The sequence below is a fragment of the Streptomyces sp. NPDC019531 genome (assembly GCF_044903305.1).
Taxonomy (GTDB): domain Bacteria; phylum Actinomycetota; class Actinomycetes; order Streptomycetales; family Streptomycetaceae; genus Streptomyces.
In genome coordinates this window covers 40,285-52,971 of record NZ_JBJDQL010000048.1, presented here as the reverse complement: position 1 = coordinate 52,971, position 12,687 = coordinate 40,285, and the positions used below count along the sequence as shown (strand labels likewise).

General features: G+C 72.9%; 3 protein-coding genes. All 3 read right to left on the bottom strand.

What is annotated here, in order from left to right; all coding sequences use genetic code 11:
* Positions 1-55: 55 nt before the first annotated feature.
* Complete coding sequence (locus ACI2L1_RS37415; RefSeq protein ID WP_404743889.1) at positions 56-1,672, bottom strand: ABC transporter substrate-binding protein; 1,617 nt, start codon at positions 1,670-1,672, stop codon at positions 56-58.
* Positions 1,673-1,773: 101 nt separating this feature from the next.
* Positions 1,774-8,544 (bottom strand): SDR family NAD(P)-dependent oxidoreductase, encoded by a 6,771-nt coding sequence (locus tag ACI2L1_RS37410; protein WP_404743888.1) that lies wholly within the window; start codon positions 8,542-8,544, stop codon positions 1,774-1,776.
* A complete protein-coding gene (locus tag ACI2L1_RS37405) occupies positions 8,541-12,620 on the bottom strand; it encodes an amino acid adenylation domain-containing protein (protein ID WP_404743887.1) in 4,080 nt (1,359 codons plus the stop codon). The genes ACI2L1_RS37410 and ACI2L1_RS37405 overlap by 4 nt, the downstream gene beginning before the upstream one ends.
* Positions 12,621-12,687: the final 67 nt, after the last annotated feature.

The window sequence follows — 12,687 nt, the reverse complement described above, 5'->3', positions numbered from 1 at the left end:
CGAAGGACCGGGCGAAGGCATGGACGCAGGTACGGTCGGAGGAATGGGCGGAGTGTCACTTGGCCAGCCAGACCTGGTCGATGAACATGCGCTGGAAGCCGGGACCGTCGGGCAGTCCTCGTACGCCGCGGGCGGCGAGGTCGAGGCCGTCGCCGGTGCCCCATACGACGTATCCGCCGTCCTTCCACAGGTCGCGCTGGATTCCGGCGAGCAGGTTGTTGCGCCGGCCGGCGTCGAGCGTTCCCATGGCCTTCGTGAAGCCGGCGTCGAACTCCTTGTTCTTCCAGGCGGTTTCGTTGGTGGGGGACGTCGAGAGCAGACCGACGCGGACCAGGTCGGGGAAGGAGATGCCGCCGTAATAGCCGGTGTAGAACGCCTTCTTGGCGTACACGGCCGTCCAGTACGTGTCGGCGGTTTCCACCTTGACCTCGGCCTTGACGCCGATCTCCGACAGTTGTCGCGAGTAGAGGGTGGCCGCCGTGTCCATGCCGGGGTAGGCGGTGGTGGTGTGCAGGGTGACGGTCAGTCCGTCGGTGTGGCCCGCCTGTTTGAGCAGTTCCTTCGCCTTCGTGATGTCGCGGCGGCGCTGCGGAAGGCCGTCGGGGTACGAGGGGTCGTACGGGGTGGGCAGGTCGTTGGCGATCGCGCCGTAGCCCAGGAAGACCGTGTCGACGAGCGCCTTACGGTCCGTGGCCAGCCGGAACGCCTCCCTGACCCCCGGATCGTCGAACGGCTCCGTGTCCATACGCATGATGAACGGGTACTCGGTGACGCCCTTGCGCCGCACGACCTCCGTCCCGGAACTGCCCGCGCTCTTGACCGCGGCGGGGCTCACGCTTCCCGCGACGTCGGCCTGACCCGACGTGACGGCGTTGGCGCGGGCCTGCGGGTCGGCGACGGCCTGAATCTCCATCCGGTCCAGGTGTGGACGCGGCCCCCACCAGCGGTCGTTGCGCACCAGTACGGCGGTCTGCGCCCCGGAGGAACGCACCTTGAAGGGGCCGGAGCCCGGGACCGCCTTGGAGAAGTCCTTGTCCGTCGTGCCCTCGGGCACGACGAAGCTGACGGACTCCAGGGCCTTGGCCGCCTGCGCCATGGGTGCCCGGGTGGCCAGGACCAGGGTGTGGTCGCCCTCCGCCTTGGACGCCTTCATGTCGAAGTCGGCGAGCCGGCCGTAGTTCTCGGCCGCCTTGTCCGCGATACGGCGCAGGGAGTACAGCACGTCGGCGGCGCGCACCGGGCGGCCGTCGGTGAACTTCGCGTCGTCGCGAAGCGTGAACGTCCAGCGGTTCAGGGCCTTGTTCGGCTTCCAGGACGCGGCGAGGCGCGGCTTGGGTTCGCCGTCCTTGCCGGGGATGGTCAGGACGTCGTAGGTGAGGGCGAAGCGCAGCAGGTCGGATTCGTTGCCGAGGCCGCCGTGCGGGTCGTTGCTCGCGGTGGCGGGCGAGCCGGACACGGCGTAGCGGAGGGTTCCGCCGTCGACGGGGCGCTGACCGGAGGACGCGGCCGGGCTCTGGGCGTCGTCGGTCGACGAACATCCGGTGAGCAGCAGGGTTCCGGCCGCGGCTGTGGCGAGCGTGGCGCGGATGGCCTGGCCGGGCCGGGCCGGGCCATACGCGCGGAACGGTTCCGGCTTCTGCGGAAGGGCGTGCGGAGGGGTGTTGGGTCTCATCGGTCTTTTCCCTGTCGCGAGGCGTGGCAAGAGGTCTTGGGCTTGGCAGGAGGTCTCGGCAGGAGGTCCTGGCAGGAAACGGAGGGCCGGCGCACGCCGGATCAGGAGAGGCGGCGCTGCCCGTCGGCCAGGGCGGCGAGCGTCCGGTCGGTCACGGCGGCGATGCGGGCTGCCGCCGTCCCGGTCAGGAGTGAGTAGTGGTGGCCGTCGACGGCCACCTCCTCGACCGGCCTCCGCACATGGGGCCGCCAGCCCAGGCAGTCGAGGTCAGGGGCATCGTCGACCCCCATGCCGACTCCGGCGTTGCTCGGGGAGGGCCGGGCAGCGCGGAACAGCAGCAACCGGGTGTCGGTGGAGGCGAGGTGGCCCGCCCGATGACCGCCCAGGGCGCGGAGGTGGCGTTCGAAGACGCCCAGTCGTACGTCGGCGCTCTCGCGTGGCCCGATCAGGCCCGCCTCGCGCAGCCGTGCGGCCACCGCGGACCGGGCATCCGGGGACGGCATGCTCAGCAGCCGCTCGGCCTCGTCCCCACCGAGGCCGAGGTCCATGTCGAGGAACGCCTCCAGCGAGCGCAGATAGCGCACGGCGGCGATCGCCTCGTCCTCGTCGGGCCCCGCTCCGCCCAGCGGCCTGATGCGGTCCGGCACGTTGGAGTCGATCATCACCAGGAGTTCGGTGCGCTCTCCCCGCCGTTCCAGCTCGCAGGCCATGGCGTGGGCGAGGGTTCCGCCCATGGACCAACCGCCCAGAAGATAGGGGCCGTCGGGCTGGTACGGGCGGACGGCCGCCAGATACCGGTCGGCCATGCCCGCGATCGTCTCGGCGCCGTCTCCTGCGGTCAGTGCCGGGTCGGTGAGTGCCACGACGGGACGTCCGTCCGTGAGCAGCCCGGCCAGCTCGCTGTAGCACAGCACGTCACCCCCGGAGGGGTGGACCAGGAACAGCGGGCGGTCGCCGTTGCCTTCGCGCAGCAGCAGGGCGGTGTCGAGGTCGTCGGGGACGGATCGGTGTCGGTGGACCGGCTGACGCTGCGGCGCTTGCACGAGCCGTGTCGGCTGTGCCGGCCGTGTCGGCTCCCGGAGTTCCTCCCAGGCGGCCGGGTCCTGCGCCAGGCGGCGCACATGGGCAACGTACGCGGCGAAAGCCGTGTCCGCCTCGTCGGCGGGCAACTCGCTCTCCAGGACGTCCCATTGGAGCAGCAGCGCGCCGTGCTGTTCGAGGACCTGATGGTCCAGCCAGGTCTGCGGGGTGCTGCTCACTCCGTAGACCTGGGTCCCGGCCCAGTCCAGGTCGTGGCCGCCGCCGAGTGGCCCGGACAGGCCCAGGGCGCTGGTGAACACCACGGGTACGGACTCGGTGCGTCCGGTACGGGTGGACTTCTCCGCGAGCAACTCCAGGGCGGAGAACTCCCGATGGTCGAGTTCCTCGAACAGCGAGCTCTGCGCACGGGCCGCGGCACCCGCGAAGGAGGCGCTGCCCGACCGGTCCACCGTGTGGAGCATCAGGGAGGTGAAGTCGCCGACGACCTCGTCCGCGCCGGGCAGGCCGGACGGCCGGTCGAACAGGGTCAGCGTGAGGGCGAACCTGTCCTGCCCCGACCAGTCGGCCAGGGCGTCTCCGTACGCCGCGAGCAGGACGGCGGTGGGCGTCAGGCCGCGCCGGGCCGCCTCGGCCTTGAGCGCGTCCCAGTCGTCCCGCTCCAGCCGCGCGCTGTGCCGCCCGAAGCGGGGCCGCGTACCGGGTTCCGGGGTACGCAGTGGCAGCGCGGGAGCGCCGGGCACGCTGTCGATCCGCTCCCGCCAGTAGGCCGCGGCGCGAGCACGCTCCGGGGAGGCGGCTCGCTGCTCCAGGGCGGCCACGCATTCCTCGAACGTGGTGCGCACCGGGGACAGCCGAACCCGCGGGTCCTCGTACAGGGCCCGCAGCTCGCGGTCCCAGATCAGATAACTCGCGGTGTCGCACACCAGCACGTCCACGTTGACGAACAGCCGCACGACGTCGCCGGGCAGGCGGGCCGCGTGGATGTCGACCAGCGGCCAACGGCCCGGACGCGGCTCCCGGCGGACCATGCGCGCGCGGATCTGTTCCAGCTTCCGTGCGCGCTGCTCCTCAGCCAGCGCGGTCAGGTCCTGCACCCGGATGCGGTAGCGGGGCACCCGGTCGAGGATCCGGTTGCGCCCCTCGGGGGAGATGACCGCGCGGAGCATCGGGTGCCGGGCGATCACCCGGTTCCACGCCTCCTCGTACCGTGCGGTGTCCAGGTCGGGACAGTCGTACTCCAGGTGGAACGAGCACGGCACGTCGCCGAGCCGGTAGCCTCCCGAGCCGCCGACCCAGTAGGCGTGCTGGACCCGGGTCAGCGGGAACTCCCCACGCGCGGCGGGTGGTTGCTTCGCCTCGGCGTGTGGCCCGGGGCGGGCAGGTGCGGGGGCGTCCTCGGGGAAGAGCGGGGCGAGTGCCGCGATCGTCGGCCGCGCCAACAGGTCCTGCAGACGTAGGACGACACCTCGTTCGTCGCGCAGCGTCGCCAGCATGCGGGTGGCCAGGAGGGAATGACCGCCGAGTGCGAAGAAGTCCGCGTCGCGGTCGGCCACGGGGAAGCCGAGCAGCTCGGACCAGAGACCGGCGAGCAGCTCCTCGGCGACACCGTGCGGAGCGGACGTTCCATGCGGCGGGGTGCCGCCGGGCTGGTGACTCGGCGCTGCGACGGTGGGAACGCCTGCCGTACGCGCGGCCAGATCCGCCGGCGAGACGGCCAGGGACGCCGGTGCGCGGCCCGCCTCGGCGAGCGCCAGGAGCCGGTCCACGGAGCGCATGCCGTCCCGCAGACCGATCGAGTGCCGTGAGGCGACGACCCGTTCGGTGCCGCCGGGGCCCACCCGCCAGCCGTCCCAGGCCACGCTGATCCAGCTGGTTCCGCCCTCCCGGTCTACTCCTTCCCGGTCTGCGTCTTCCTGGGCCGCGGCCTCTCGGGCATTCCGGTCTTCCCGTTCGGCCAGGGCGTCGAGGAAGCGGTTGGTCGCGGCGTACGGGGCGAGCCCCAGGCCGCCGACGAAGGTGGTGGCCGAGGACATCAGCAGGACGGTCCTGGGGCGCAGGCCCGCCGGCAGCCGCTCCAGGGCGGACCGCAGCGCCAACGCACCCGACACCTTCGCCCGGGCGTGCGCCCGCACGGTCTCCTCCTCCACGGCACGCAGCGGGGCCACGGCGGCCGAGGCCACGACACCGGCCGCGTGGACCACGAGGCCGAGCGGGCCGTACCGCTGTGACACGTCCTGGAGAAGGGCCGCCGTGGCGTCGGCGTCCGCCGCGTCGACGGCTCGTACGTCCAGTTCGATGCCGTCCTCGCGCAGCCGCCGTACCGCATCGGCGCGTTCGGCCTGGGGGCTGCCCGGTGCCGGGTCGGAGGGCAGCCCGCCGCGGCCGGTGACCACGACCCGCCGGCCGCCCCGCGCGAGATGACTCGCGAGAGCCAGGCCCACGTCACCGAGACCGCCGATCACGACGGCGGTGCCGCCGGCCCGCTCCGGCTCGGCTGCCGCCGGGGGCTGCCAGGGGGTGACGCCACGGACCCAGCGGTGACCGCCGCGGTACGCGGTCTCCACGCCACTCGGCTCGTCGGCGGCAAGGGCCGCCGCCTCCGCGCACACCTTCCGGACATCCCGGGTGCGTACGGGGCCGGCCGGGAGGTCGAGGGTGCGCCAGCGCAGTCCAGGGAACTCCTGGGCGAGGACACGCGGCACGGCAAGTGCCGCCGCTGCACCGGGCGTCGGCCGGTCACCGCTCTCGACGTGCTGGGCACCGGCGCTGACGTGCAGCAGACAGGCGGCGTGGGCCCAGGGAGCGGCGGCCTGAGCCACCTGGGCGTAGCGGAGCACCGAGTCGGTGACGAGCGCGGCCGGGTCACCCTGCGCGCCGTCCTCGCAGGCGTCGACCATGACGATCCCCGCGCAGGGCAGCGACGGTTCGGCGGCGACCTCTTCCAGGGTGAGCGGAAGGGCCCCGGCAGCCGCCAGTTCCTCGCGGACCGCGCTCAGCAGCGGCGAGTCGGCGTGGCCGTCGACGAGCCAGCGGCCCGCCAGTGGTCCCGGCGCGGCGGCGGGAGGCGTCCGGTGCCATACCGGTACCTGGAACGGCTCGTCCTCGTAGGGCTCTTCGGGCCCGGCCGTCGTGTACGGCATCGGCGCGTGGCCGGGCCGCGCGTCGGCGGGCGGGTCGATCCACAGCCTCCGCCGCTCGAAGGGCAGACCCGGCAGTGCGATACGGCGCCGCCCCGGCCGGTGCAGGGCGTCGGCGTCGAGCCGGACGCCGTGGGTCCACAGCTCACCCGCGGCCGCGAGCAGGGTCGCCCGTGCGCCGCGGTCGTCCTCGCGACCGGGAAAGGTGGGCAGGGTGGCGACGACGTTCGCCGCGCCGTGCTGACGGACGAGCTGCAACAGGCCGCTGCCGGGACCCACCTGGACGACGACGGCCGGTCCCGTGCCGAGCGCGGTCGTGAGGGCGTCGGAGAACCGGACGACGGACCGCAGATGGGGCACCCAGTGCTCGGCCCCGGGCGGCGAGAGCAGCAGCTGTCCGGTGAGTGTCGTGGCGAGCGATATCGCCGGGGCGCTGGGCACGGTCGACTCGGCGGCCGCGCGGAGCTCCGGCAGCACGGGGTCGACGAGGCGGGAGTGCGCGGCCGCGTCCAGGCGGAGCCGCGCGGTGTGGACACCGTCGGCGGCCAGCCGGTCCTCCAGGGCGGCCACCGCCGCCACGGGGCCGGAGACCACACAGGAACGCGGCGCGTTCACCGCCGCCAGATCCAGGTCCGGATGATCGCCGGTCAGCTTCGTGACCTCGTCCTCGGGCAACGCCACGCTCAGCATCACGCCGCCGCCCGCCGTACGGGACATACCGCGGGAGCGCACGTCGACGAGGGTCACGGCATCGCTCAGCCGGAGTGCCCCGGCCATGACGGCGGCGGCGTACTCACCGAGGCTGTGTCCGACGAGCGCGTCCGCCTCGACGCCCCAGCAGCGCAGGGTGCGCGCCGTGGCGAGCGAGGCGGTGAACAGGGCCGGGAGCCCGTACACAGGATCCCGCAGCAGTCTCGCGGCCCGCTCGTCCGAAGGGGCGGCGGCCAGGAGCGTACGAAGGCCGGGGCCCCTGCCGTCGTCCCGCGCGTCGAACAGCGCGGCGCACTCCTCGACCGTACGGGCGAACTCCCGCTCTTCCTCCAGCAGTTCGCGTCCCATCCCCGGGTACTGGGCGCCACCGCCGGGGAACGCGAGAACGATCCTGGGCCGGGTCGGCGGGACAGGGCGCCGGGGTGCGGAGGCGAGTGCGAGGGTGGTGCCGTCGAGTACCGCCGCGGTCCGGTGGGGCAGGTCGCTCCGGCCGGTGTGCAGTGTGTACGCCGCGTCGGCCGCGTCGGTGTCCGGCTGGTCCAGGGCGGTGGCCGTGGCGTCGGCCAGGCGTTCCAGGGCCTCCGGCCGGTGCGCGGAGAGCAGGACCAGCTGGGGGCGGCTGTCGACAGGGGCAGGGGCTTGCTGGGGTGAACTGCCCAGGATCACATGGCAGTTGGTGCCTCCGATGCCGAACGAACTGACGCCCGCGTGGCGTGGGCCCGCCCATTCACGGGCCTCGTCGCCCACGGTGAACGGGGAGTTCTCCAGCCCCAGATCGGGGTTCAGCGGCAGCGCACCGAGCGTGGCGGGAAGGACGCCGTGGTGCAGCGCCAGCACGGTCTTGGCGAAACCGGCGATACCGGCCGCCGCGTTGGCGTGCCCGATGTTGCTCTTGACGGAGCCGAGGGCACACCAGGCGGGACCGCTCGTCCCGAACACCTTCTTCAGGGCGGCGAGTTCGACCACGTCACCGAGACGGGTGGCCGTGCCATGGGCCTCGACGTAGCCGACCATGTCCGGGGTGACGCCCGCGACGCTGAGCGCTTCGGAGATCGCCCGGGCCTGTCCGCGCGGCGACGGCGCCGTGAAGCCGGTGCGGTCACCTCCGTCGTTGTTCACCGCGGAGCCGTGCAGCACGGCGAGGACGGGATCGCCGTCGGCCAGGGCGTCCGCGAGGCGGCGCAGGACGGCGACGCCCACCCCCTGGCTGTGCACGATCCCGGTGCCCTCCGCCGAGAATGTACGCACCCGCCCGTCCACCGAGAAGATCCCGTCGGGCACATGGAGATAGCCCCGGCCCTGCGGAACGATCAGCGAGGAGCCGCCCGCGAGAGCGGTGTCGCACTCGCCGGCGAGGAGGGACTGCGCCGCCAGATGGACCGCCACGAGCGAGGTGGAGCACGCGGTGCCCACCGCGAGCGCCGGTCCGGTCAGGGCGAGCCGGTGGGCGACGTGCAGCGGCAGATAGTCGGCCACGCCGGATACGGCGGCCTGGAGGCTGCCGACCGGGTCGGCGGCGGAGTCGGCGTACCGGCGGGCGAGGTTGCGGGTCAGATAGTCGCTGTGGGCGGAACCGGCGAAGACGCCGACGGCACCCGCCCCGGCGCCCCCACCGTGCCCGGCCCGCTCCAGGGCCCGCCAACATCCTTCGAGGAACAGTCTCTGCTGGGGATCCATCACGGCGGCCTCGGAGTCGGTGAGGCCGAACGGCTCGGGGTCGAACAGGTCCTGCCCGTCGATGACCCCGCTCACCGGGACATACGCCGGATTGCGCCGCAGCCGGTTCGGTACGCCGCCCTCGGCGAGTTCCGCCTCGGTGTGCCGGGCCAGCCCGCTGCGCCCCGCCACGAGCAGGTCCCAGAAGGCTTCGGTGTCCGGGGCGCCGGGGAAGCGGCAGTCGAGAGCGGTGACGGCGATCAGGTCGTCGTTCCGCGTGTCCGACGCTCCCGGCGCGTAACTCTGTTCTGTGGGCAGCGCGTTCATCGGGCGGTCTCCCGGGCAAGGGCACGCGCGGCGACCCGCGAGGCCCGGCGTGGCTGGGGTACGGGGGTGGCTCCGGTGTCCGGGGGAGTGAGGGATGTGGCAGCGGCGTTCGGGGGGATGGGGGAAGTGGCACCGGCGCCCGGAGGCGCGACAGCGCCCGCCGCCAGGTGCAGTTCACTGATCCGGGCCGCCAGCTGGCCCACGCCGGCGTGCGCCAGCATGTCGGCCAGTTCCAGGCGGGGCGCGATGCTCTGACGGAGCCTGCGATGAGCCAGGACCAGAGTGAGCGAGGTCGCGCCGAGGGCCGCGAACGTGCTGTCGGCCTGCACCGGACTTCCCGTCAGATCGGCGAGTACGGATATGACTTCATCGAGCACGGCGCGGTGCTGCTCGGGATCGGCGTGGGGTGCGGTCGGTGTGACCGCAGCGGTGGTGCGCGAGGACGGGAGCACCGGAGCGGTGATGTCCGAGGACGGGAATGGCCTGCTGACCGGAGCGGTGGTGCCTGAGGACGGGACCGGCCCGGTGGTCGCCGCGTCGCCCGGGGAGGCGGGACGGTGGACGACCTCGGCCAGTCCCCCCGTACAGAGCCGCGGTTCGAGGCGGCCCGGCCCGGCCAGCTCCGTGACCCGGCGCAGCCAGTGGGCGGTTGCTTCCAGCGCCCGGTCGGGGGCGAGCGCGCCGGGCCTGAGGACGATCGCGGCCTCAAGACCGAGTGCGGCCGCCTCGTCGAACGCCCTGGCCGCCCACTCCGTACCCGTTTCCTCATCTCGTACGTCGCCAAGGGACCGCGGTTCGACGGCGACCGGCGACTCCGCGGCCGGGGGCGGGACGTCGCCCGGCAGATCCTGCTCCTGGTAGGGATTCACCAGCGCGGCATGGTCGATCTTGCCGTTCGCGGTGACCGGCAACTGCTCCAGGACGACGAACCGGCTGGGAATCATGTACTCGGGCAACCGCTCGCGCAGCGCACCCGCCAGCTCTTCCGCCGACGGGGCCTGTCCGGTCCCCTTCGGCGACAGATGGGCGACCAGGCGGGGCCGACCGTCGGGCCCCGGTACGGAGGAGACCACGCACTGACGGATTCCGGGATGCCGCCCGAGCACCGCCTCGATCTCACCCAGCTCGATCCGGTGTCCCCGGATCTTCACCTGCCGGTCGGCGCGGCCGAGGAACTCGATGGTCCCGTCCACCCGCCATCTGCCCAGGTCGCCCGTGCGGTAGAGACGGCGGCTGAGAACCGGGTGCGGGGCGAACCGCTCGGCGGTCTGGACGGGGTCGCCGGTGTAGCCGCGGGCCAGCCCGTCGCCTCCGATGAACAGTTCACCCGCCACGCCGACCGGGCTCGGAGCACCCTGTTCGTCGAGTACGTGGAAGGACTGGCCGCGCAGTGCCCGGCCGTACGGGATGCTGCGCCAGCTCGGGTCGGTGTGCCGGACGGGGTAGGTGATGGACCAGATCGACGCCTCGGTGGCGCCGCCCAGGCTCATGAACTCGGCCTGCGGCGCCAGCGCGCGCAGCCGTTCGGGCAGGGTCAGCGGGATCCAGTCGCCGGAGAGCATCACCAGGCGCAGGGAGCTCAGGGCCTCGGCGGCGGCTTCCGGTTCCAGCTCCGCGTACTCGACGAGCATCTCCAGGACGGCGGGCGCGGTGTTCCAGACGGTGACGCCATGACGTCCCGCCTGTTCGAGCCAGTGCTGCGGGTCGCGTTGCCGGGCCGGGTCGGGGAGCACCATGGAGCCGCCCGCGCCCAGGACTCCGTAGATGTCGAAGACGGAGAGGTCGAAGCTGAGCGCCGACAGGGCGAGTACGCGGTCGTCGGCGTCGATGCCGAACCGGTCCACGATGTCGTCGATGGTGGTCCGGGCCGCACTGTGCTGGATCTCCACGCCCTTGGGGACGCCCGTGGAGCCGGAGGTGAAGATCGTGTAGGCGAGGTCGTCCGGGTTCGGTGTCTTCGGCTCCGTCACGTGGTCGGGGACGGCCCCGCGTGCGGGCCTGCCCGCGGCGGTCAGCCGGTGCACCGTGACGCCGGGCGGCCAGCTGATCTTCACCCCGCGGCCGGCCAACGCGTGCCGGACACCGGCCCGTTCGCAGACGGCGGCGATCCGGGCGTCGGGCCAGTTCGGCTCGACCGGCAGATAGCCCGCCCCGGAAGCGCTGACCCCGAGGACGGCGGTGATCTGCGCGACGCCCTTCTCGCAGGCCACGGCGACGAGGTCGCCGGGCCCCGCCTGATGGGCGGTGAGGAGCGCGGCCGTGGCGGCGGCGTTCTCCGCGAGTCGGCCGTGTGTGACGGCACCGGACGCCCCGTACAGGGCGGGCCGCTCGCCGTACCGGTGCGCGGCGTCCTGCACGGGGGAGTGCAACAGCGGCCCGGCGTCCGGGAACGGTACGACGTCGAGCGGCTCCTCGGGACGGAAGGTCGGGTCCCAGCCCAGCGCGGGGTCCTGCCACGCCGCGCTCTGCGTCAGCTGTCGCAGCAGCCGGACATGGGCGTCCAGCAGGGCCTGTACGTATCCGTCGGGGAAGGCCCCGTCGACGGAGTCCCAGGCGAGGCGGAGCCTTCCGCCCTCGTCCCACACGATGTGGTCCAGCAGGACCTGCGGGGTCTGGGAGATGCCGAAGACCTCCTCGCCGATCCACGCGGCGGGCGGCTCGGCGTCACCGCTGATGCCCACCCCGCTGGTGAACACCACCGGAAAGCGGGGAGCGGGGGATGCGTCGGAGCCCTGGCCGGAAGTGAGGTCCCTGAGCACCTCGACCCCGGAGACGGAACGGTGGTCCAGGTCCTCCCAGAAGCGGCGGTTGACCTCCATGGCGTAGCCGCCGAAACCCTCCCAGCGGTCAGGCGTGAAGGGTGGTGTCGCGACGAGCGCCGTGGTGGTGAAGTCGCCCACCACGTCAGCGGCCTCGGTGGTTGTCTCGGGCCGGTCGAACAGCGTGGTGTTGAGGCATATTCGCTCGCCGGCTCCCCAGCGGCCGAGCACCACGGCGAATGCGGCGAGCAGCGTGGCGGTCGGGGTCACCCCGGCCTCCGCGCCGCGGGCACGGATCGCGGCCCAGGCGGACGCGTCGAGGGTGGCGGCGTTGCGTACGAACCGGGGCGGCGTGGTGTCCTCCGCGGCGCGCCGCACGGGCAGCCGCGGGGCCGGAGGAAGACCGGCCGCGCGATCGGACCAGTAGGCACGGTCACGTGCGCGCCGCGCGGCCCATTCCGGATCGGTGGCACGGTCCCGCTGAACGCGTGCGAAGTCTGTGGTGGGAGCGGACAGTTGCGCCGCCTGGTCGGCGACGAGCAGTCCCCACTGCCGCATCAGGAGCATCCAGCCCGCGAGATCCGTGATGAGTACGTCCACGCCGACGTGGAGCCGTGTCCTGCCGTCCGGCAGCAGAGCCGCGTGGAGGTCGAACAACGGCCAGGTGCCGGTCGGCCGCACCTGGTGGGAGCATTCGTCGCGCAGGAGTGACAACGCGCGGTCCATGTCGTGCGGCGAGGCGTCCCGGAGGTCGCTGACACCGATCCGGTAGGGCCCGACATCGGCGAGGACGCGCTGCTGTCCTCGTTCGTCCACGGTCATGCGGAGCATCGGGTGGTGCTCGATCAGCCGGTTCCAGGCTGCTTCCAGGTGCTGGAGATCCGTGACGGGGTCCTCGGCGACGCGGTCGTATTCGTAGTAGTAGAAGGTGGCGACGCCGCCGAGCGGCAGCCCTTCCTCCCTGCCGACGAAGTAGGACGCCTGGACGGGGGTCAGAGGGAACGGGGCACCGTCGTGCTGCGAAACCGCCGCCACGTCAGGGGTTTTCGTGTCATCCGGCGCGTCTGCCTGCACCTCTGCGGCCAGCCGCTTCGCGATGTCCTCGGCGGTGGCGCCGTCGAGGAAGGCCGTGAGGGGAAGGTCGGCGGCGGTGCGCTCACGGATCCGTCGGCGCAGCCGCACCGCGGTGAACGACTCGAGGCCCAGGGCCGACAGGGGTGTGTTCAGCGTGATCGAGTCGCTCTGCGTGCCGAGTACTTCGGCGATGCACTCGATGGTGCTCGTGAGGACGTCTTCGGCAGGGACGAACTGGCTCATCCGGACTCCGCTCCGTTGGTTCCGTGGATGACATGGGGTGGGGCGTGGCGAGCTCAGGCACCAGGCA

Bases quoted from the DNA above. Each gene is read 5' to 3' on its own strand.
- ACI2L1_RS37415 (WP_404743889.1), bottom strand. From the start codon at position 1,672: ATGAGACCCAACACCCCTCCGCACGCCCTTCCGCAGAAGCCGGAACCG.
- ACI2L1_RS37410 (WP_404743888.1), bottom strand. From the start codon at position 8,544: ATGAACGCGCTGCCCACAGAACAGAGTTACGCGCCGGGAGCGTCGGAC.
- ACI2L1_RS37405 (WP_404743887.1), bottom strand. From the start codon at position 12,620: ATGAGCCAGTTCGTCCCTGCCGAAGACGTCCTCACGAGCACCATCGAG.